Origin of the sequence: Propioniciclava sp., assembly GCF_047602245.1 — a bacterium.
Lineage (GTDB): Bacteria > Actinomycetota > Actinomycetes > Propionibacteriales > Propionibacteriaceae > Propioniciclava.
The window spans coordinates 1552475-1574615 of the sequence record NZ_JASGHT010000001.1 but is presented as its reverse complement, the minus strand read 5'-3'; the positions used below and the strand labels follow the sequence as shown (position 1 = coordinate 1574615).

Sequence of the window (22141 nt, the reverse complement as noted above, 5' to 3'; positions counted from 1 at the left end):
GCGCTCGACGGTGTCCAAGCCTCTTCTCCATGCTTCGAGCGCTACAAACGACTCAGATGCCGAGGTCATGCACCCGATGACGGGCCGGTCCAGCGATGTGTGGCGTCCCGGCGACTCAGCCGTGTGGCGGAGCATGCGCTCCACGCTCGAGTGTAGGAAGGCGTGCTCGAGCGGGTGTTGCAGCATGCGCTCGATGGAGTAAGCAGCGCCCCGTGGCGGAGCGTACGCTCCGTCGGGGCGTGGGCGTGGGCGTGGGCGTGGGCGTGGGCGTGGGCGTGGGCGTGGGCGTGGGCGTGGGCGTGGGCGTGGGCGTGGGCGTGGGTGTGGGCGTGGGCGTGGGGCGCCAGGGTGTGAGCTCTCAACGCGGACGCCGGAATGCGCGGGATGGCGCTCGGGCCCGCCAACGGAGCCCAGATCGCGAAAGTCCATACCCCTGGGGGTTTCTGAGTGAACACTGAAAGTCGTGAGCGAGAAGATCTTCGTCGGTTCGCGTCATCATCTGGTTTGGGGTGGGTCTTTGTGAGTGAGCGGCCTTCGGGGGAGGTGCCGTTCGTGAGGGAAACACAAGGGCATTCATGCCGAGAGCGACGCGCTTGGGGGAGGGCGTCGCACGGCGTGGGTAGTGCTGAGTGCGACGAGCTGGGGGGTGGTGTCGCACCGCATGAGGTGTGTTGAGTGCGAGGTAACCGGGGGGATGCTGGCGCACCGCATGCCGGAGGTGTTCTGTGTTTTCGTCGGGGGAGAGATGCCTGGCCGGGTCTCGGGATCGCGAATGGTCCCGAGGTCTACGGCCGGAGCATCGCCCAGACTGAGCAATGATGTGGCGTTCGGCCAAGCCCCGGCCGCGCTGGGGCCAGCACGCCCGACATCTGGACCGATCCGCACCGAAGCGTGCTCGGCTCAGCGGGTGGCGTTTTCCAAACGTGCGATGTGCAGGGCCAGGTAGACGACTTCGTCGTTGGAGACCGGGTGGTTCAACCGCAACTCCAGCAATGCTCGAATGCGCTCGGCGAGCTGATAGGACCGCGGGTGCTGGGTCGACAGGGCCGCGCCGACGCCGGGGGCGTCGCCTTCGAGTTGCAGGCCTTTGCGGGCGCGGGCGAAGAAGTAGCGCAGGTGGGTGGCGAAGCGGGCGGCATCGATGGAGTCGGGATCGAAGCCGGCGCCGAAGTGTTCGGAGATCAGTTCGAAGATCTGCCGGATGAGCGCGGATTGGGCGAAGGTCTGTTCCATGCTGGCGCTGCCGGTGGTGGCGTGGAACAGGTGCATGGCCAGGGCGATCGCCTCACCCGGTGGCAGTGCGGCATCGAGCCGGGCGTTCAGCCGGTCGACGAGTGCTTCGGCGACGCGCAACTCGTCGGGGTGCAGGTGGGCCACCTCGGAGCGCATCGGGTATTCCATCAGCTCGCCGCGCGCCACCCGCTGCAGCGCCTGATGGATGTGGTCGGCGGCGGCGATGATCGACAGCGGCGGCAGGGTGGCGCCGAGTGAGCGGACGGCGTCCGCGAACAGTTCGGCGACCAATTCGAGGCGATCGGTCGGGATCTCGGCCAGCAGTTGGGCGACCGAGCCGGGATTGCCGGCGGGCACGAAGACCCGCGCCACTCGCGACGGGTCGACCTCCTGGCCGCGGCGGACCTGGAAGCCGACCCCTCGTCCGGTGAGCACCACCTCGCGGCCGAGTTCGTCACGGGCGAGGACGACGCTGTTGTTGAAGACCTGCAGGATCTCCATGCCATCCTTCCCGTGACGAACCCGATGTGACGAACCCGATGCGTGTGGCGAACCGGCCTCAGGCCAGCGAGGCCCCGTTGGACTCGATGATCTCGCGGTAGGCACCGAACGACTTCTTCTTGTAGCGCGCCAGGGTACCGGTGCCGTCGTCGTTGCGGTCGACGTAGATGAAGCCGTACCGCTTCGACATCTGCGCGGTCGAGGCGCTCACCACGTCGATGGGGCCCCACCAGGTGTAGCCCCACAGCTCGACGCCGTCATCGACGGCCTCGCCGACCGCCTTGAGGTGGTCGCGCAGGTAGTTGATCCGGTAGTCGTCCTCGACGGTGAGCTCACCGTCGAGGACGACGAGCTGATCCTTGGCGCCCAGGCCGTTCTCGACGATGAACAGCGGCTTGCCCCACCGCTCCCAGTAGTCGTTGAGGACGATGCGCAGGCCGAGCGGGTCGATCTGCCAGCCCCATTCGGACGCCTCGAGCGTCGGGTTCGACACACCGCCGAGGATATTGCCTTCGCCCTTGATCTGCTTGGCCGGATCGGCGGTGTTGCAGATGCTCATGTAGTAGCTGAACGACACGAAGTCGACGGTGTGCTTGAGCGTCTCGCGATCCTCGTCGGTGATCTGCACCTCGACGCCCGCGTCGCGCAGCGCCCGCAGGTAGTAGCCCGGGTATTCGCCGCGGCAGTGGATGTCGCCGAAGGCGTAGTTCTCCTGCTCGGTGAGGCGGGCCGCCCACACGTCGGCCGGGTCGGGCGACAGCGGGTAGACGGGCATGGCGATGATCATGCAGCCGACCTTGATGTCGGGGTTGATCTCGTGCGCGATCTTGGTGGCGGACGCCGAGGCGACCAGCTCGTGGTGGATCGCCTGGTACAGGTCGTTCTTGCTGAGCTGGTCCTTCGGCGTCCAGATGCCGCCCGACATGAGCGGGGCGTGGGTGATCGAGTTGATCTCGTTGAAGGTCAGCCAGTACTTGACCCGGTGGCCGTAGCGCTCGAACAGCACCCGGGCGTAGCGCTCGAAGAAGCCGATCATCCGGCGGTCGGTCCAGCCGTCGTAGGTCTTGGCCAGGTGCAGCGGGGTCTCGTAGTGGCTGATGGTGATCAGCGGCTCGATGCCGTGCTTCTCCAGTTCGTCGAGGACGCGATCGTAGAAGGCGAGGCCCTCTTCGTTCGGGGTTTCCTCGTCGCCGAGGGGGAAGATGCGGCTCCACGCGATCGAGAACCGGAACACCTTGAAGCCCATCTCGGCGAACAGCGCGATGTCTTCGGCGTAGCGGTGGTAGAAGTCGATGCCGATCAGCTTGAGGTTGTCCTCGGTCGGCTCGTCGGTCGGGGCGCTCAGGCCGCCGACGGGTAGGACGTCCTGGATCGACGGCAGCTTGCCGTCGTCGAGGTAGCCGCCCTCGTACTGGTTGGCGGCGACGGCGCCGCCCCAGAGGAATCCGTCGGGGAATCGGATAGCCATGAATATTCCTTGTCTGCGTTTAGCGGGTGACGATGAGCGCGGGCTCGTGGGCGGCGACGGTCTCGGCGGTGACGGCGGAGACGTCCTTCTGGGCGGCGGTGTTGGTGACCAGCATGATCGTCGTGGTCGGGTAGCCCGCGGCCTCGACGGCGGCCAGATCGACGACGGCCAGCACCTGGCCCGCCTCGACGCGGTCGCCCTTGGCCACTTGCATGGAGAAACCCTCACCCTTCATGTTGACCGTGTCGATGCCGACGTGGACGAGGACCTCGACGCCGTCATCGCCCTTGATGCCGTAGGCGTGCCCGGACGACATCGCCACGACCACCTTGCCAGAGATCGGGGCGTACACGGTGCCATCGGACGGAATGATCCCAAGCCCGCTGCCCATCTTGCCGCTGGAGAACACCGGGTCGGGCACGTCGGCCAGCGGGATGAGGCGTCCGGCCATCGGCGAGGAGACGACCACCTCGACGCTCGGCCCGGACGGCGCGGGGTCAGTGGTCTCGGACGCCACGGGTGCGGCAGCCTCGTCGGCAGCGGCCGGCGCCGGATCCTTCACGCCCCACAGGAAGGTCAGCACGAAACCGATCACGACGGCCAGCGCGGTGCCGAGGAAGAACAGCGGCAGGTTGGGCGTGGTCATGTAGGCGGGAATGCCGATCAGGGACGGGAACACGAACGCGGTCGTGCGGCCCCCGGCGATGCCGGCCAGGACGCCGCCCACGACGCCGCCGGCGATACCGAAGTAGAAGGGCAGCTTGCGGGGCAGGTTGACGCCGTAGATGGCGGGCTCGGTGATGCCGGCCAGCAGGCCGGACAGCGCGGAGGGGCCGGCGAGTTCGCGGGTGGCCTTGTCCTTGGTGCGGAACATGACGGCGAGGGTCGCGGCGGCCTGGGCGAGGACGGCGGCCAGGATGGGGCCGGTGATGATGGAGAATCCGTCCGCGGTCAGCTGCTGCAGCATGATCGGGATCAGGCCCCAGTGCAGGCCGAACAGCACGAAGACCTGCCAGAAGCCGCCCATGATGCCGCCGGCGAGCCAGGGCGCGGCGTTGAACAGGGCGGTGAGGCCGGCGGCGAGCGCGTTAGCGAGGAACGTGGTGGCCGGGCCGATGGTGAGCAGGATCAGCGGAACCATGACGAGCATCACCAGCAGCGGCGTCATGAAGTTGCGGACGGCGCCGGGCAGCGTCCGGGTCAGGAAGCGCTCGAGGTGTCCTTGCAGCCACACGCCGACGATGATCGGGATGACCGAACTGGAGTAGCTCATGATGATCAGCGGAATGCCGAAGAAGGTGAGCTGTCCCTCTTGGCTGGTCAGCGCGATGACGTCGGGGTAGACGAGCGCTCCGGCGATGGCCATCGCGGTGAACTGATTGGCCTTGAACCGCTTCGCGGCAGTGATCGCCAGCACCATCGGCAGGAAGAAGATGAGCGCATCGGACGCCGCGTTCAGCACCACGTACCCGGTGGTCTCGGTGTCGATCCACTTGAAGGTGGCGAACATCGCCAGGAACGCCTTGAACAGGCCCGCGCCGGCCAGCGGCCACAGGATCGGGTGGAAGATCGAGCTGACCAGCTTGATGAACTGGTCGAGCAGGTTGCCCTTCGGCCCGTCGTCGGTCGCGTCGGTGGCCGCGCCGGTGCCGAGGCGGGCGACGACGCCCGCGTGCACGGCCGGCACGTCGTTGCCGACGACGACCTGGTATTGGCCGCCGGCCACCACGACGGTGACCACGCCGGACAGCGCCTTGATGGCCTCGGTGTCGGCCTTGGCCACGTCACGTAGCTCCAAGCGCAGACGCGTGGCGCAGTGCTGCGCGCTCTTGATGTTCTCGACGCCGCCGACGCGCGCGACGATGTCGCCGGCGAGCTGGTCGAAGTTGACCGCCATGGGGTGTTTCCTTCCGAGTGCCCGGGCACAAAAAAAGACCCGGGACGCATGGCCCCAGGTCTTGCATCGCCGCCGGGGCGATTGACAATCCTGAATGGGTCTTCCGACCCGTGATGCCCACCCTAGGCCGACCGGCGGACGGCCGCAAACCCGGGTCTCGCCGTGGGCGGAGGCGCATCTCAGACCACGGGTGGAGGCCAAACAGTCCGCGGGTGCTTTTGTGCTCCAGGCGTGATCGGTTGGATAGAGACCATGACATCCCCAACCGATCAGGCCTGGGCCATCAGGACCCGCGACCTGCGCAAGACCTACCAGCGCGGCACGGTGGTTGCCGTCGGTGGGCTCGATCTGGCGATCCCGCGCGGCGGCGTCCACGGATTCCTGGGCCCCAACGGCTCGGGCAAGACGACCACGCTGCGCATGCTGCTCGGCCTGGCCCGCCCCGACTCGGGCACGATGGAGCTCCTCGGTGAGCCCGTTCCGGAGCGGCTGGCGGAGGTGATCGACCGGGTGGGCGCCATCGTCGAGTCCCCCAAGTTCTTCGCCTCGATGAGCGGACGCAAGAATCTGGCGCTGCTCGCCCAAGGCATCGGCGTCCCGCTCAACCGGGTGGGTGAGGTACTGGAGCAGGTCGGCCTGGCCGCGCGTGGCAAGGATCTCGCCGGCCGGTATTCGCTCGGCATGAAGCAGCGGCTCGCCATCGCGGCAACCCTGCTCAAGGATCCCGAACTGCTGATCTTCGATGAGCCCACCAACGGTCTCGACCCGGCCGGCATCCACGAGGTGCGCACCACGATGCGCGCGCTCGCCGACCAGGGCAAGACGGTGGTGGTGTCCAGCCACATCCTCGCCGAGGTGCAGCAGGTCGCCGACACGGTGAGCATCATCGCCCGCGGACGCCTGCTGCGCTCGGGCACCGTGGCCGAACTGCTGGCGGGCGGGGCTTCGCGCGTGCGCGTCCGGGTTGCCGATACGGACGCCGCCGCCCGGCTTCTGCTCGCGGCGTCCTACGAGGTGCAGCCTCATTCGGACGGCGCGCTGATGGTGCGGTGTCCGGGGCAGCCGACCGCCCCCGAAGAAGTGGCGCGCCTGCTCGGTGAGGCCGGGATCTGGCCCTCGGAGCTGGGTCTGATGGCCGACAACCTGGAACAGGTATTCCTCGACCTGACCCGCGACGAGCACCTCGGTGCCACGCAGTTCATGCCGCAGGGTCGCTCGCACACGGACGGGGGTGCGGCATGATCCGCCTGGTCCGCGCCGAGTCCAGCCGCTGGTTCGCCCGCCGCGGCCTGTGGATCACCCTCGCCGGTGTGCTCGTCTTGATGGGGTTCGTCGTCGTCTCGATCTGGTTCGCGACCGCCCCCCCCAGCGGGGAAGCACTCGCGCAGAACAAGAAGTACTACGCCCAGGCCGTGGCCGATTGGGAGCGCAACGGGCAGCAGTACATCGACGATTGCTTGGCCGAGGTCACGACGGACGCCGACCGTCAGAGTTGCCGCGAAATGGGCCCGCCGAAGGAGTCCGACTATCTCGGGGCACCGATGAGCTGGGAGAATGCCGCGAACACCGCATCGAGTGTGGCGACTGTCCTCGGCGGCCTGGCCGCGATGCTGATGGCTGCCAGCTTCTGGGGCGGTGAGTACCGGCAGGGGAGCATCTCCACCTGGCTGACCTTCGTGCCGTCGCGCGGGCGAGTGTGGAGCGCCAAGATGATCGTCGTCGCGCTGGCCGGCGCACTGGTCTCGGCCGCTTGCGCCGCGCTGGGCCTGCTCGGGGCATGGATATCGGTGAGCGTCCACCAGGGCGTGGCCGCCGTCGGCCCCTGGGCCGATCCGCTGCTGATGGCGGCGCGCGGTCTCGGCCTGGGTGCGATGTTCGCCGTGATCGGCGGAGCGCTCGCGGTCGCGTTCCGCAACACGTTCGCCGCGGTCGCGCTGCCGATGGGCTATCTGTTCGCCCAGGGCGTGGTCAACATCGTCCGGATCATTCCCGGCGCGGATCACCTGGCCACCTGGATGCCGGAGAACAACGTGCTCGCCTACCTGAGCGGCGGTTGGACGGTGATGGTGCCGGTCAGGCGCGTGACCGCCCAGGGCGTCGAATGGGAATCCGTCGAACGACTGATCACTTTCGGCCAGGGCCTGGTCTACCTGCTGGTCGTCACCGCGCTGTTCGCGCTGGCGTCCTGGGTATTGTTCCGGCGTCGCGACATCGCCGAGTGAGGGTATGCGCGGGCACCCCATAGCCAGGAGGCCAGGGAGGCGATAGCGTCCGGAAATACGCAGCCCAAAACCCCAGGAGGCTTCCCATGAATTCGCGCATGGACTTGTACGCGATCGGCGCCGATGCCGGTCTGACTCCTTGTGCATCCGCAGCCGGTATCCCGTCGGGGTACACGAGAATATGCAGCGGGAACTTCGGCGTCGACGGCGGGCTCAACCTGTTGTGCTACAGCGCCGAAACCGGTCAGGCCGACATCTGGGTGCGGGATGCGAGCGGCGTGTTCGCCAAGGCGGTGCCCGGCCTGGCCCTGCGCAAGGGGTGCACGCTGATGGCCACGCCGAACCTGATCGGTGACGCGAAACACGATGTCGTCCTCTACGACCCCACGGGCGGGACGATCGACATCTACCGCAGTGATGCTCCGGGCAAGGTGACCCTGGTGAAGACCACCACGGGAGTCCGGACGACGTGGACGCATATGGTCGTCGGCGGCTACGGCAGTCGTCCGTACCACAACCTGTTCTTCTACGACGCCCAGGCGGGGGTGGGCGAATTCTATGCCTCCGACGGCCAAGGAGGCCTGGAGAAGGTGGGGGAACGCACGGGGCTTCCCCGGGGCTGCACGCAGGTGGTGAACGGGCTCTTCGGAGGCAGCAAGTGGGCCGACTTGCTGTTCTATGATCCTGTTGCCGGCACGGGGACGTTCTACACTGTCGACGAATACACGATGGCGGAATTGCACACCCAAACGGGATGGCGGGGGACCTGGTCCTCCATCGGGAACGCGAAGTGGTCCAGCAACCCTTCGCACAGCCTCATCTTCTACGACGGCTCGGTCGGTGAACTGCTGCTCGCCGAAACCGACGGTCGGGGACGCCTGGGTGCGATGCAGGCACATAGCGGCCTGCCGAAGGGCTGGACGATCGTCGCCGGCCTGGACGCCGTGCCGGGACTTTCGGTTCCCCATCAGATGACGCTGATGGGCTACGACGCCAGCCCGATGCCCACCGGCCCGGCCCGGCTGGAACTTTTCAGCACCGATGCGGACGGCGGCCTGACCCGCTCAGGTGTCGGCTCCGGCGTCCACTCCGACTACACCCACCTGGTCACCGGGGCGTTCAGCCGCAGTGAGGGAATGGACGCCTTCTGCTACGACGCCGCGCTCGGGCGCGGCGATATCTGGACGCGTAACGCCCAGGGCGAACTCATCCTCACTTCCTCTGACACCTCGCTGCGCAAGGGGTGCACGCTGGTGGCCGCGGCCAACCTGGTCGGAAGCCCGACCTCAGGCCTGGTGCTCTACGAGCCCACCAGCGGCACCATCGACGTGTACGCATCGGCGGCGGGCAAGCTGACGCTGCTGAAGACCACGACCGGGTTGCGCACCACCTGGACCGCGATGGCGTCGGGATGCTTCGCCCCGAGCGGTTACCACGGACTGTTCTTCTACGATGCCGCGGCGGGGGTGGCGGAGATCTACTCCTCCGCCGGAGGCGGCGGTATCGCCAAGGCGGGGGAGAGTGCCGGCCTGCGCAAGGGCTGCACCCTCGCGGCGATCGGGTCGTTCGGTGGCAGTTCGTGGGACGACGTGATGCTCCACGATCCGGCCACGGGTCAGGGGGTGTTCTACGCGGTCGACAACTACGCGATCACCGATCTGTACACGATCGAGAACTGGCGCAAGGCCTTCACTCAGGTGGTCGTCGGCAGGTGGTCGGCCGGTCCGTTCACCGGCCTGGCACAGTACGACCCGTCCGCGGGTGAACTGCTGGTGCGTTCCCTCGACGGCAAGGGCGGGGTGGTCACATTGAAGACCCACACCGGTGTGCCGACCAACTGGACCGCGATCGTGAGCGCGAGGAGTCCTCAAGGCGGCGCGGACTCTCTGGTGTTCTACAGCCGCTCGGTGCCGGTGCCCCAGCCTGCTCCGGTCGTGCCGCCCACCCCGGCGCCGGTGGTTCCGCCGACACCGGCCCCGGTCGTCCCGCCCGCCCCGGTCAAGGTGGTGCCCGAACCCAAGTTGACCGGCCGGATGGCGGTGTACGCCGTCGACGACAACGGCAACTTCTCGCTGGTCGCCACGCACAAGGGCCTGCGTTCCTGGGACAGGGTCGTGGCGGGCTCGTTCGGCGGCTTCCACCCCGACAAGGCCGGCGGGGACGTGCTCTGCTACGACTCGAAGACTGGCGAGGCCGAAACCATCCAGGTCGGCGGGGACGGCAAGCTGACCAGCCTCGGCAAGCACACCGGGCTGCCGAAGTCGGCGATCCTGGTGCCTTTCACCATCAACAGCGCGCGGCAGGGCGTGTTCGCTTATTCGGCGAACTCCGGCATCAGCGTCTACAACGCGGGGCAGGGCAAGATGAAATTGCTGAAGTCCTACCCGGCCTGGCGCCGGGCCTGGGATTTCATCTTGAGGGGCACGTTCAGCAGGACGAAGAGCGCCGATGAGGACTTCGTCTTCTACAACGCCGACCGGCAGCTGTTCGAGTTCTGGACGATCAATGAGGACGGAAGCGGCTTGAGGAAGCTGGCGGACTACACGCTGGAGGGCACTCCGCGCCAGCACCAGATGACCGCCGGAGAGTTCGCCGGACCGACGGAGACCGATGTGGTGATGCGTTCCTCCAGCAGCGGAATGCTCTCCCTCTACCGGATCGCGGGTGAGACCACGGTCGAGGTGATCGCCCGGGTTCCCGAGCCCACCAGCTGGACCGACATCACCTCGATCGGGCTGAAGAGCCGGCTGCGGACGCTGCGCTCGGATCTGCTGTTCTACTCCTCCAGGACGGGCCGGGCCGAGATCCGCGAACTGACCGAGCGAGGCGATCAGCGGACGCTGTCCTCCGCGAGCGGGATCGGGTCGTTCGCCCATCTGGCGGTGCTGCCGGCCGGAGGCTCGGTGCGGCGCATCGTCTTCTATTCGCCCAACGGAGGCTAGGAAGCGAGGGCGTGGTCCCGGCCGTGGAATCCTCCCCGGCCGGGACCTGTCACGCCCAGGCCGCGCAGCAGCACGCGGACGCGGATCCGCACGACCGCGCGCCGGTCGGCGTCCGGCGTGCGGCCCACCAGGTCGCGCAGTAGCTCGGCGACCAGTGCGGAGAACATCCAACTCGCCGCGTCGGTAGGGGTGAGGCCTTCGGGGAGCATGGCGCGTGGAGCGGCCGGCGGGGTGTGCCCCGAGGCGTCCACGACGGCGCCGTCGGGTTGGTCGGGTGCGAGCAGCCCGGCGAGGACGGCGATGATGCCGTCGACCAACGTGAGGCTCTCGTCGCGATGTGGTCCGGGTTCGCCGAACAGCACCTCGCGCAGGAACGGGCCGGCGTTGCCGGGCTGGCGTTCGGCCAGGTCGAGCAGGGGTTCCATCGCGGCCATGATCGCGTCCTCGGTGCCGGACGCCGCCTGGGCCGCGGTGCGCCCGCTGGCCAGCAGCGGGGCGAGTTCGGTGTTGATCACCATCAGCAGCAGTTCGGGTTTGGTGCCCGCGTAGCGGAACACGGTGCCGTCGGCGACGTCGGCCGCGGCGGCGACCTGCTGGGTGGTGGTGCGGGCGAATCCCTGCCGGGTGAACAGTTCGGCGGCCGCGGCGATGATCCGCTCCCGCTTCTCGGCTTTGTTGCGCTCGCGGCGTCCGATCGTGGTCATGCCCCCAGACTAGCAAATTGTGAGTTCACTCAAAAATGAGTAGACTCATAAATATGAGCGTTGACCCCCTCCCTCCGGCACCCCGGCGTGCTGCCGGTTCGGTTGCCCTCACGGCGGCCGAGCCCACCCGGGCCGCGCACACCCCTCAGGTGGATCAGGCGGTCCCGGCGATACGCGCGGTCCGGCTGCGGGCCGCCACTCCCCGCGGGGTGGTGTTCGACCACCTGGACGTGACCGTCCCGGCCGGGTCCGTCGTTGCCGTCGCCGGACCGTCCGGGGTCGGCAAGTCGGCGCTGCTGCTCGCCCTGACCGGACGCCTGCGCGGCCTCAGCGGTGAACTGACCGTCGCTGGGCGCGACGGCATCAAGCACCCCGCGCAGGTGCGCGCGGTCACCTCGGTCGCCCGGATCGCCGGCCTGATCGAGCCCGAGGGGTCGCTGACGATCGAGGAGTGCATCACCGAACGCACCCTCGCGGACGCCGCCCCCGCGCGCTCGCGGCACGCCCACTTCCTGCACGCGGCCCGGCTGCTCGGCCTGGACGTCGCGCGTGAGGAACTGATGCGCACCCTGACTCCCGCCGACCAGACCCGGGCGGCCGTCGCGCTCGCCTGCATCCGTCCGGCGTCCGTCGTGGTGCTCGACGACCTCGACCATCACGCCACCCTCGCCGAGCAGCGCGACCTGTGGGCCGGCTTGTCCGCGCTCGCCGCCGACGGCTGCACCGTCGTCGCCGCCACCTCGGAGCGGGACGCGATTCCGGCGTCCGCCCTTGTCATCGACCTCGATCCCGCCCGGGAGGCCTGAGCCCGTGATCGATCCCGCACGCAATCCGCTCACCCTGGCCAACTTCGAGCTGCGCCGCTTCCGCGGGCCGCTGCCGCGCATCGCGCTCGCGTTCATCCTGCTGGTGCCGCTGCTCTACGGGTGCATCTACCTGGCCGGCAACTGGGATCCGTACGGGCGCCTCGACCAGGTTCCGGTCGCGGTGGTGAACCACGACGTGCCCACCACCGTGAACGACAAGCCGGTCACCGCGGGCGACGACTTCGTCGAGAGCCTGCACCGCGCGGGCACCTTCGACTTCCGCGACACCGACGACGCCGAGGCCGCCGACGGGCTGGCGCACGGCCGCTACTACATGGTGATCACCGTGCCGGACGACTTCTCCGCGCGCCTGGTCAGCGGGCAGGGCGACCATCCGCAGCGGGCCGGGATCACCCTGCGGCGCAATGACGCCAACGGCTTCGTGATCGGCACCATCACCAACAGCGCCCAGAACTCGATCGCCCGCGCCCTGGATGAGACCACCGTGCGCAGCTACTTCGAGGCGGTCTTCGCCAACCTGGCCACCATCCGCGAGGGCATGCTGGCCGCCTCCGACGGCGCCGCGCAGCTGGACGACGGCGCGCGTAAGGCCCGCGACGGCTCGGTGACGCTCGATCAGGGACTCGCGACGGCCGCCGACGGCGGACGCCAGCTCGCCACCAGGCTGGACGACCTGCAGGCCGGTGCCGGACGCCTGGCCACCGGAGCCACCCAGGTCGCCGACGGCACCCAGCAGATCGCCGATGTCGTCGACCCGGTGCTGAGCGTCGCGGTCGATGATCTGCCCGCGATCCAGCAGCGCGTCGGCGAGGTGTCGGCGCGGGCAGCCGAGCTGACGGCGTCCGTCTCGGGCGGCACCGACAGCCTGGCGCACTCGGTCGATTCCGCGCTGACCAGCCTGGACGCCGTGCTCGCCGCTCACCCCGATCTGGCCGGCGACCCGGCCCTGGCCGCGTTGCGCGGGCACCTCAAGGCGGCCGATACCCGTACCGATGCCCTCGCCGCGCGCGCCGGCAAGGTGGCCACGGACGCCGCCGCGGCGAACGAGCGGATCGCGTCCGCCGGTGACCTGAGCGTCGCGGCGCGCGACGCCAAGGCGAAGGTCGATCAGTTGAACGACGGCGCCCACCAGGTCGCCGCCGGGGCGTCCGAACTGCGCGACGGGGCCGGGCGAGCGGCGTCCGCCTCGCACACGCTCAGCGACGGCCTCGGTCAGCTCGCCGGTGGCGCGCACACGCTGCGCGGCGGCCTGGACCAGCTCGCGACGGGCACCGGCGAACTCGCCGGCAAGCTCACCGAGGGCGCGTCGCGCCTGCCCGTCCTCACCCCTGAGGAGGCCAGCGACGCCGCCCAGGTGCTCGCCGCCCCCGTCGACGTGGCGATGGAGGTCGACAATCCCGCGCACGTCTATGGACGCGGGCTCGCGCCGATGTTCTTCTCGATCGCGCTGTGGGTGCTCGGCATCTCCGCGTTCTTCCTGGTGCGGCCGATCACCGGCCGGGTGATCGCCGGACGCGCCAGCGACCTGCGCATCGCGATCACCGCCTGGCTGCCGCTGGCCGGCATCTCGGTGGGTGCCGGCTGGCTGATGCTCGCCGCGGCCTGGATCGGTTTGGGACTCGACCCCGTCCATCCGGTGCTGATGATCGTGACGGTGACCGTGGTGGCGCTCGCCTTCTCGTCGGTCGCCCACCTGCTACGGACGGCGCTCGGCCTGGTCTCGACCGCGGCACTGCTGGTGCTGCTGATCATCCAGCTCACCGCCGCCGGCGGCACCTACCCGCCCGAACTGCTGCCGCCGTTCTTCGCCTCGATCGGTCACCTGATGCCGATGACCTACACGATCGACGCGTTCCGCATCGTCATCTCAGGTGGTCTGATGAGCAGCCTGGTCCGCGACCTCACCCTGATGGGTGTGCTGGCGGCATCCTGCCTGGCGTTGCTGGTCCTGGTCGTGCACCGCAAGCGCCGGTTCAGCATGACCGATCTGCACCCGCTGCTCGGCTGAACCGTCTGCTTGAACGCTGGGCCTCATCTCAATCACGACCTCCAACGGCTGACCGACCACGGCGATGGCTGCTTCGCTGGCTATGCTCCTCAGCTCGCCAACCTGGAGGCCTGGCTGTTCCGGGACGATCAGGGTCAGCGTGTTCGAAACTGGATTGATGCCCAGCGCGAATTCGGTGACGTTCCTTCGAGTCAGTTGTCTCGCCATGCTGTCGGTGGCACGTTCACGGCTCTTGGTGCCCAGGCGGCCCCTCGTGTCGATTTCCACCGTGACGGGGAAGGTGGCCTGTGACGCAAACTCGCGAGCCTCTCGTGCAAGTGCGGCCTTCACTATCAGCCTGCCCCCTTGCTCGCCAAGCCATTCTGCATGAACGACCGCATCGTCAGATCTTTCGGACCAGTCGGCGACCTTCTCTGCGAAACTCCCCTGATTGATGAGGATCGTCTGTCGGCGAAGCGTCATGGTGAGAACGTAGGTGCAGGTCGAGGCCCTGTCAATGGGATGTTGTCAAACTGGGTCGTCACAGTTGAGGTCTCGTGGCTGTTCTTGATTCGTGATTCCGCGCGTGCGGGGCCCCGCATACCATCCCGCACCCGTGAATTCAGTGTATTCGGTGTCGTCGGCGAGGCCTCGCTCGGTAAACCAAGTGACGATCCCGTCCTCGCCGCAGACTCCGGCGACAAGGATAGGTCCAACGCTGTGCTGAGTCTCTTCATGGAATTCTCTTGCTAGGTCGAGCCCGGTCACGGGAGAAGGGTGAGCGTCGAGGAATCGACGCCAGAGAGACAATGGGAGTTCCAGGATTGTTGGACGGGTTGATTGGTGTGGGTGTGACAGCTGGTAGGTTCCATCGCGTAACCGCTGCACGTCGTAGCGGCAATCTCGAAGGGTCTTCAAGAAGAGCGTCCGCTCTTCCTCGGCTCTACTCATCGATCGCTCCCGGACGGGTGGTGAAATGGGCTCGGTTCCGCACATAAAGTGCATATTCTTGTCTTGCTCTCACGGCCTATCGCCTACTCCTGCGTGGTCTCCTTGGGCTACGCTCTCCTTGGAGAGTAGCGGAAGATCTGGTGTGCATCTAGTCCACTTTTCTGGTGGGAGGCTGGCGTGAATCAGGTAGTCAGGATGATTGGGGACGCTGGTGTTGGGTTGAAAGATCTCGGGTTTGCCCGCCTTCGATCGGGGATATTTGAGCGGAAAATATCAGATTCGATCCACTGGAGGATCGTGACGCTAGCTGATCGTGATGAAATTATGAGAGTCGGAATTACACCTACCACAGGAGGTGGAGATCGTGAACGGTAGTCCCTATATTACCCAGTTGGCGCGCGCGCTTGAGGAATATCAGTCGGCGGCCCGGGCCGACGCTGACCCGCAGGTGGTCTGTGCGTTGGCTGATGCGGCCATCGAAGCGATGCGGGATTATGAACGAGAGTTGTTCGAGACGACCAATTGGTCGAACCCGCTTCGGCACTATCACTCACTCGATGACCCTGGTTGGGGAAGTTCCTCCGTAATGGTGAGGGATATTCAGTCGGATGATGATTCTGAACTCGAGGTCTCTGTTCGCTACTCGATCTCAGTGAAGGATGTCGAAGGGTTGACGGAGGATGTGGAGGTCCGGTTTGGCGAAGACCCTCTCTCGGTGGAAGAGGCCATTCGTCTTCTCGTTATTGCAGACGGATGGGAGCCCGGGAAGTACCCGGGAATCCGGATGCTACGCGCTGAGTGTTCCGTGACGGAGGGTGGATGAACCAGGGTGGTGGTAGATGGGCGGCGGAAGGCCAGTTAGGGAGGGTTGCTCTGTTCCATGACGATCGATACTGGTCGATAGATGGGGTGTTCGGGTCGCTGGCTGAGGCGTCCGCCTCGGTTCGTCGTTGGGGATTGAGCGGTTGGGTCGTTGAACTTCAGATGGATGTGCTCCCTTATGACTTTGCGTGCGGGCGTGGTCTTGTCGATGGGGCGACTCCAGTGTCGGCCGAGGAGCTACGTGCCCTTCTGCAGGAACCTTGGGGGCGACATCATGCCGAGAACGGCGTCCTGTTCGGGGAGAGCGACCTGTCGGTCGCTCCGGCAGACGAGGGGTCGTCGAAATCAACGGAGACGGTGTGGGTGTTCCAGGGTGCGGATCTGGGGTGGACGGCAGCAGTGTTCTCTACGGAGGTGCTGGCTCGGCGGCGGATCGCGGAGGCGCAGCTATCTGGGGTGCTGACCTCTTACCCTCTGGGCCTGCTGCCTTACGAGTGGGCGGTACGACGCGGGTCGTTCCGAGAACCGAGAAGGCAGGCGGTGGATGGGTCGTTCATCGGGACGTACGTCAGTATCGACCAGCGGCATGAGCACTTCTGCGACGGTGTTCCGCAAGAATTGATGCCGCATGGGGACGGTGCCATTGATAAGCTATTGCCTGCGAGTCTGGATCTGATCTTCCATAAGGAGATGGGCGCTGGCCTGGGTGGCGGATTCATTCGGATCACTGACTACTCCGGCATGATGGGTCGGATATGTTATCAGCCGGCCTTCGGTGGGAGTGGTGAGGCGTACCTAGGTAGGGTGCCCAGTCGTGAATGGTTCGATGAAGAGGCCAAGGAGCAGGACAAGGCTGCCGAGGTGCGCGGCTTGACCGATTGGTTCCGCGCCGCTGGCTCGCTGAGCGCGGAAATTCCGCGTGTGCTGGACGAAATCCTGGTGGACGGGAACTCGCGCCGGTGGGGTGCGCCGATATCGGCGCAGGTGAAGAGGCTCCTCATGGTGGCGGGCATGCCCATTTCCAGTTTCGCGACCGCGGTGACGGACTTTGCTGCACTGGCCGGGCGTTATCCGCTCGGTTCTGATGAGAGCGTTTATCTCGGCGTGCGGTCGTGCTCCCGCCTGTTGCAGGCCTCGGCGAGTCTTCCGCAGGCATGGGCGCCGTATGTGTTGCTCGCGGTCACCGAAGATGAGGGTGGCGCTGGCCAAGACGGGCGAGTCCGGCGGACTGAGTTTTCTGAACTGTGTGAGGCGACATTCTCCGAAGGCGAGTACTTCGTCGCAAGTGAGCTGCTGTCACCGTGGCTGTCGGCGTGGGCAGGTGGATGCCTGTCCATACCCCAGATGTTCCTGGACCGGATGATCCGCATGTCATTGTATGACCCGGGCGACGGGGATCTTGGGTATGACGTTTCCTTGAGCGTGGCCGGGCCGGTGGGCGATGTGCGTACTGGTGACGTCTATGAACACAACGAGGTGCGTGTCATCTACCGTAGTCTGATCGAGGACCTGGGTGGTGTCTGGGCAACCGATATGTAAAGTGAGTGTGTGGCTAGCTGGATGGTTTCCGGCGGGAGGCTGGAGGTGTAGAAATGGTGGACTCTCGGTTCGTCCGTGAATATTTTCACGCCAATATTCCGCGCAGTCATGGTGTCGCTCTCGAATGTGGCCAAGATGGTGATGTCGCATGGGTGCGAATCACTCCGGCGGCTAACCCCGGTCGCTGGGTTGTCGTCTCCAGCCCCGGGAATCGCTGGTTCTCTGTTGGGGTCGAGGGTGGATACTCTTATGACTATGTCGATGAGGACCTCGACCGCGAGGAGGTGGAGGGTGCGCTCGATGAGCTTTTGGAAATCTCCGCCGAGTACATCAGTTCGGGCGGGTCGTGGTCGACGGAGGGCTGGCTTAAATCACCAGTTCTGCTCGTCAATACTTCGCAAGGCGTGCGCGTGCTCCGGCGGGATGTGCTGGTCAATCTTCGGGATTTTCTTCGTCGTTGGTTCGGCAATGCGCGTTGAGATGCGTGGTTCGAATGTGGTGTCAGTCTGACGATTGATGTCGGTTGGATCGCGGACGCAGCGTGACCGCGCCGGACGTTTAGTTTGACGACCTCGGAGGGTTATCGAAAACTTAGTCTGGGGGAGGTGGCCCGACGGTGCCGCCCGGGTTGGTCGCATTCGCCCGGGGTAAGCGCATTCGCCCGGCATGTCGCCCGGTGTAGTCACTATCGCCCGGGTAGGAAACCGGGCGAAGGCGCGGAAACCGGGCGGCGTGGGGCGCGTCGCCGCCACCACCGGGAACGGTAAGCGCCCGCGAATGAGTTCGCCCGGACGCCTGTCTTTGAGAGGCGCTTGGCGGGCCCCGTGGCGGCCGCAGGCGACGGAGCGCGTGCCCGGGTCACTTGGCGCATGCAACCGTCGTCCCGCGCACGCTTCAACACCACGACGGTGTCCGCGTCATCAATGCAAAATCGTGGTGCGTCTACTCGCCACATCTCTACATTGACGGCGCTCGTGCCTGGCCAAAGCATGGTGCTCCCTGGCGCCTGACCTCGCTGTCCCGCAGCCACGAGTGCAGCCTGCGGCGACAGGCGACGGAGTGCACGCGCCCTTGTGATCGGCCAGCCGTTCGCCAGGGACTGGGCCGATGTCGATCCGGTGCGGTGGGAACTCTCGGTAGTTCATGCCCAGTTGTAGGTCGCTACGTTCTCCTGTGTTGGGGTCGGCCACGTCGATGTCGACGAACAACGGCCGAATGCGCTTGTCAGTGACCACCAGGCCGACCGTATCGAATGCCTGGCGGAGCGCGGCGACCGCTTGGTCGAAGTGGCCCTGGTCGGCGCTCGAAGTGAACAGGTCGACATCGAGGGAGGGGCGATCGCCGATGCCATGCGCAGAGATGGCGTACCCGCCGGCGAGCACGAAGCCGTACTCCTCGAGGGCACGGAGCGAGACCGTGGCTAGGCGCCGATGGAAGTCCTTCATCGAGGGTTAGGTCGCTCGCTGGGCGGCCAGGATCGGGAATGCTTGCTCCCACTCTGATCGGCACCGGACGGGGAGTATCAGCGAGGGCCACAGCCTGAGGAGCCAGTCGTGGCGCAAGAGGGATCGCTGGTCGGCGATCGTGCCGTCGCGCACCACCCGGGTGTACAACACCCACACCTGGTCGGCGTCGGTCAGGTCATAGAACGGTCGCGGGCTCGTATCGATGTGCGCACCCACCTCAACAACACCTGACTCCGGACCACGCAACTCGTCCAGCGACGCCGGCAGGTCGTAAGGGATCGTCGACTCGTAGCGCACTCGCCCAGTGACGCTCATCGTGATCCCTCCCCTCATCTTCAAGTCACTCGATGGGGTCCAGCCTACGCGCCGTGCCCGGCCTACGCTGATCCATCAGGGCCAGCTTGCTCGGCCTTGGTGGCCTTGGGCTTCTTGCGTTCCTTCCGCTTGAGGCGGGCGTCCGCTCGGCCTCGGCGGTACAGCTCGCCCCAGCGGTTGACCTGCAGGCCACCCAAACGACCCCACAGGCTGCGCGGCTCGGGCTCCGGCAGACCCGGACGGCTCGCCTGCAGCACGACGATCGACCACGGCTCCACCGTGTATTCGCCGGTCACGTGCAGGGCGTCGGCCAGATCCCAGCAGTTGCCCTCGGGTTCCGCCCAGGAATGCGTGTCGACGATCCGGTGCCAGTCGTGCTTGCTGCCGGACGCCTCCACCCACTCGCCCAGGTCGAAGGTGGCCGGCTGGTCATACATGTTGATCAGCACCCAGAAGTCGTCGCCGCCGCAATTGCCTGCGTCGATCGCGACCGCGAGCTGGCGGTCGCCCGGGCGCGGCGGATCGTCCAGATCGGTGCCGAAGTAGACGTACGACACGTCGTCGCCGCCCAGGGACAGATCGCCCCACGAGCGCTGCCGCAGCGTCGGCTGGGCGGCGCGCAACCGCGCGACATAGCGGGCGAACACCAGCAGCGGGTTGATCCCCTCAGGTGTCGCGGTCTGGCCGACCACATCGTGGTAGCCGGGCAATGCCGGCTGTGCCGGGTCGACCGGCAGCCGGGTCGGTGTGTTCGAGCCGGCCTGGGCCCAGTTGTTCCAGATGCCGACGGTGTTCAGCGACCACGGGTTGTTGTTGCCGTTCTGCGTCCGCCCGTACTCGTCGCCCGAGACGATCATCGGGACGCCGCGGGCCAGGAAGGTGATCAGCCACAGGTTGCGCCACCGCGTCCGGCGCAAGGCCTGGTCGCCGCCCGAATCCCAGGACAGGTTGTTGTCCGACCCGCCGTCCGAGGGACCGAACGGGTAGGGCTGATCGTTGTTCTTGGCGTTGTAGGACACCAGATCGAACATGGTGAAGCCGTCGTGGGCGGTCACGAAGTTGATCGACTTCTGCGGCCCGGCGTTGTCGTTGAAGTGCAGGTAGTCGCCGTTGAAGAACGACATGAAGTCGTCGGTGTTGCCGTCACCCTTGAGGTAGGCACGCATCGCATCGCGGAACCGGCCGTTCCACTCGCCCCAGCCGGAGGGGAAATTGCCGACCTCGTAGCCCCACAGATCCCACGCCTCGGCGATCACCTCGAAGGTCTTCTCCTCGGCGAGCTTCGCCACGGCGTCCAGCAGCGGATGATTGGAGAAGAACCGCCGCTGCGCCTCCCAGTCCTCGGCCTCGGCGGCGTTGGGGCGGCGTCCGAGCACCGGCGCCAGATCGAAGCGGAACCCGTCCACGCCCATCGTGTCGTGCCAGTGCCGCAGCGAATCCAGCACCAGCCGGGAGGTGATCCGCGAGGAGAAGTTCATCTGGTTCGAGGTGCCGGTGGCGCCGTCGATCAGCCCACCGCCGGCGGTGAGCGCGTAATACTCGGTGGTGGCGAACCCGCCCAGCGTGGTGAAGCCGGCCGCGTCCAGGTCGCCGCCCCAGTTGCCGCCCTCGGCCGAATGGTTGTAGACGACGTCGAGGAACACTTCGATGTCGGCGGCATGGAAGGCCCGCACCATCTCTTTGAACTCCCGCGTCGGGCCGCCGAGGGACTGGTCGGAGCTGTAGTCGCGGTTGGGTGCGAAGAAGGCCAGCGTCTGGTAGCCCCAGTGGTTGGTGGTGCCCGCCTGGTCGCCGCGCTGGTCGGAGTCGGTCTCGTGCACCGGCAGCAGCTCGATGACGCTCACCCCGAGCGCCTTCAGGTAGGGCGCCATCAGTGCAGCGCCCGCGTAGGTGCCGCGCAAGGCGTCCGGAACGTTCTCGACCTCCTCGAACCCGGGGACGCCCGCGAGCAGGTCGGCGAGCCGCACCGAGTTCGGGTGCATCGTCAGGTTCTTGACGTGCGCCTCGTAGATCGAGTTGTTCTCCTCGGGGTGCTGGGGGTGATCGCCGTAGGGGGTGGAGTCCTCGATCACCACGCCCTTGGGGGCGACGGACGCCGTGTCCCACGCGCGCCCGGGCTTGCCGCGGCACTCGACCGGTCCCGAGCCCAGCAGTTCGGAGTCGGGGCCGAGGCTGAGCGGGGTGTGCGTCACCTCGCGCGCGTACGGGTCGAACAGCACCTTGTTCGGGTTGAAATGGTTCAGGTCGGCGTCCCGGTCGGACACGAAGCCCGCCGTCGAACCGGGCGTCCACTCCGGGGTGTACGGCCAGTTCTCGCCCCACACCCGGAACCCGTACAGCGTGCCGTGCCGGGCATTGGTCACCGCTGCGCGCCAGATGCCGTTCTGGGCCCTTCGCCATCGCGACCTGCGCGTGCGCGGACGCTCCCTTCGCCTCAGGGTAGAACTCCAGCAGCACACGGGTGGCCCGTGGGGCCGCCACCGCAAAGGTGGTGGCCGCGACAACGGGATCGAGATGAGCACCCAGCCGCCAGGTGGCGGACTCCCAGAGATCCTCGTGCACGGCGGACGGCAATCGCATGGACTCAAAGGTGCCACACTCCGCAAGCCATTGCTCGCTGCCGCCCCATGGGTCCGTGTCTCGGTCAGGTGCCACGTCGCGACGGTGCGGTGCTTGCTCAGTCGTTGAGTCGATGGAGCCAGTAGCCGGGTTCGCGGCGTTCGTGAGCGTAGGCAAGGATCAGGATCATGCCTGGTTCCACGGCATAGATGACTCGGTAGGGGTACCCGCGAACGGCCTTGCTGCGGATCACGGTGCCATCGTCAGCTGTGGTGAACAATGGGGCGGCGTCCGGCCAGTCGGCGATGTCTTGTCGGGCCTGCCTCGCACGGTCGATGAGCGTAACGCCGATCCCTGGTTCTTGTGCTTCGTACCAATTCACAGTGGCGTCGAACTCGACGACCGCTTCCGGGTGTTCCCGCTGAGGCAAGGTCATGCGGTGAGCGAGGCGCGCAAACGTGCGTAGTGCTCGTCGGCGTCCACCAGGTCGACTGCGCCGGCGCGCACGTCGGCGAGACGCCGAGTGACTTCTGCTCGCCACGCCGCATCGACATCGCTCGTGTCGTCTACGCCGTGGAGGCTCTCGAGCAGGGCGTTGGCGACGACCGCACGCTGATCGGCGTCGAGCGCGAGAGCGTCTCGGATCAAGGTTGCGGTGTCCGGTGTCATGCCCGAAGTGTACTTGTCGTGCCGGCGTGTGTTCCTGGC

General features: G+C 66.8%; 17 protein-coding genes. 8 read left to right on the top strand and 9 right to left on the bottom strand.

What is annotated here, in order from left to right; all coding sequences use genetic code 11:
* Nucleotides 1-900 precede the first annotated feature (900 nt).
* The 3 genes from QM708_RS07645 to QM708_RS07635 are packed head-to-tail and all read right to left on the bottom strand — an operon-like array spanning nt 901 to nt 5099.
* Nucleotides 901-1734 carry a PRD domain-containing protein gene (locus QM708_RS07645; RefSeq protein WP_415106260.1) on the bottom strand — a complete coding sequence of 278 codons (834 nt, stop codon included), beginning with the start codon at nt 1732-1734 and terminating at the stop codon, nt 901-903.
* 58 nt (nt 1735-1792) lie between these two features.
* Nucleotides 1793-3202 (bottom strand): glycoside hydrolase family 1 protein, encoded by a 1410-nt coding sequence (locus QM708_RS07640; protein WP_415106257.1) that lies wholly within the window; start codon nt 3200-3202, stop codon nt 1793-1795.
* Nucleotides 3203-3221: 19 nt separating this feature from the next.
* Nucleotides 3222-5099 (bottom strand): beta-glucoside-specific PTS transporter subunit IIABC, encoded by a 1878-nt coding sequence (locus QM708_RS07635; RefSeq protein WP_415106254.1) that lies wholly within the window; start codon nt 5097-5099, stop codon nt 3222-3224.
* A 252-nt stretch (nt 5100-5351) separates the two neighbouring features.
* On the opposite strand from QM708_RS07635, the gene QM708_RS07630 reads away from it, so the two are divergent.
* The 3 genes from QM708_RS07630 (at nt 5352) to QM708_RS07620 (ending at nt 10263) form a co-directional block, all read left to right on the top strand.
* Entirely contained in the window at nt 5352-6341 is a 990-nt protein-coding gene (locus QM708_RS07630; RefSeq protein WP_415106251.1) for an ABC transporter ATP-binding protein, read from the top strand.
* Entirely contained in the window at nt 6338-7321 is a 984-nt protein-coding gene (locus QM708_RS07625) for an ABC transporter permease subunit (RefSeq protein ID WP_415106248.1), read from the top strand. The genes QM708_RS07630 and QM708_RS07625 overlap by 4 nt, the downstream gene beginning before the upstream one ends.
* Before the next feature lie 86 nt (nt 7322-7407).
* Nucleotides 7408-10263: a hypothetical protein gene (locus tag QM708_RS07620; protein WP_415106245.1), complete on the top strand. Its 2856-nt coding sequence runs from the start codon at nt 7408-7410 to the stop codon at nt 10261-10263.
* Here the strand turns inward: QM708_RS07620 and QM708_RS07615 are convergent.
* Nucleotides 10260-10967, bottom strand: a complete 708-nt coding sequence (locus QM708_RS07615; RefSeq protein ID WP_415106242.1) for a TetR/AcrR family transcriptional regulator — start codon at nt 10965-10967, stop codon at nt 10260-10262. The two genes, QM708_RS07620 and QM708_RS07615, sit on opposite strands and share 4 nt — an antisense overlap.
* Nucleotides 10968-11020: 53 nt before the next feature.
* Between QM708_RS07615 and QM708_RS07610 the strand changes: the two genes are divergently transcribed.
* The 5 genes from QM708_RS07610 (at nt 11021) to QM708_RS07590 (ending at nt 17572) form a co-directional block, all read left to right on the top strand.
* Nucleotides 11021-11773, top strand: coding sequence for an ATP-binding cassette domain-containing protein (locus tag QM708_RS07610; protein WP_415106239.1), 753 nt, complete (start codon nt 11021-11023; stop codon nt 11771-11773).
* 4 nt (nt 11774-11777) lie between these two features.
* The gene (locus tag QM708_RS07605) at nt 11778-13802 is read left to right on the top strand and encodes a YhgE/Pip family protein (RefSeq protein ID WP_415106236.1); all 2025 of its coding nucleotides are present in this window, start codon (nt 11778-11780) and stop codon (nt 13800-13802) included.
* Between the two features lie 1285 nt (nt 13803-15087).
* Nucleotides 15088-15555 carry a hypothetical protein gene (locus QM708_RS07600; RefSeq protein WP_415106233.1) on the top strand — a complete coding sequence of 156 codons (468 nt, stop codon included), beginning with the start codon at nt 15088-15090 and terminating at the stop codon, nt 15553-15555.
* Nucleotides 15552-17093 (top strand): hypothetical protein, encoded by a 1542-nt coding sequence (locus tag QM708_RS07595; protein ID WP_415106230.1) that lies wholly within the window; start codon nt 15552-15554, stop codon nt 17091-17093. The genes QM708_RS07600 and QM708_RS07595 overlap by 4 nt, the downstream gene beginning before the upstream one ends.
* 53 nt (nt 17094-17146) lie before the next feature.
* Complete coding sequence (locus tag QM708_RS07590; protein ID WP_415106227.1) at nt 17147-17572, top strand: hypothetical protein; 426 nt, start codon at nt 17147-17149, stop codon at nt 17570-17572.
* Nucleotides 17573-18013: 441 nt separating this feature from the next.
* On the opposite strand, the gene QM708_RS07585 is transcribed toward QM708_RS07590, so the two are convergent.
* The 5 genes from QM708_RS07585 to QM708_RS07565 all read right to left on the bottom strand — a co-directional run bounded on the left by QM708_RS07585 (nt 18014) and on the right by QM708_RS07565 (nt 22102).
* Complete coding sequence (locus QM708_RS07585) at nt 18014-18538, bottom strand: nucleotidyl transferase AbiEii/AbiGii toxin family protein (protein ID WP_415106224.1); 525 nt, start codon at nt 18536-18538, stop codon at nt 18014-18016.
* A 6-nt stretch (nt 18539-18544) separates the two neighbouring features.
* Entirely contained in the window at nt 18545-18874 is a 330-nt protein-coding gene (locus QM708_RS07580) for a hypothetical protein (protein WP_415106221.1), read from the bottom strand.
* 62 nt (nt 18875-18936) lie between these two features.
* A complete protein-coding gene (locus tag QM708_RS07575) occupies nt 18937-21237 on the bottom strand; it encodes an alpha-amylase family glycosyl hydrolase (protein WP_415106218.1) in 2301 nt (766 codons plus the stop codon).
* 314 nt (nt 21238-21551) lie between these two features.
* Nucleotides 21552-21869 carry a hypothetical protein gene (locus tag QM708_RS07570; protein WP_415106216.1) on the bottom strand — a complete coding sequence of 106 codons (318 nt, stop codon included), beginning with the start codon at nt 21867-21869 and terminating at the stop codon, nt 21552-21554.
* The gene (locus QM708_RS07565) at nt 21866-22102 is read right to left on the bottom strand and encodes an addiction module protein (protein WP_415106213.1); all 237 of its coding nucleotides are present in this window, start codon (nt 22100-22102) and stop codon (nt 21866-21868) included. Before QM708_RS07565 ends, QM708_RS07570 begins: the two co-directional genes overlap by 4 nt.
* Nucleotides 22103-22141: the final 39 nt, after the last annotated feature.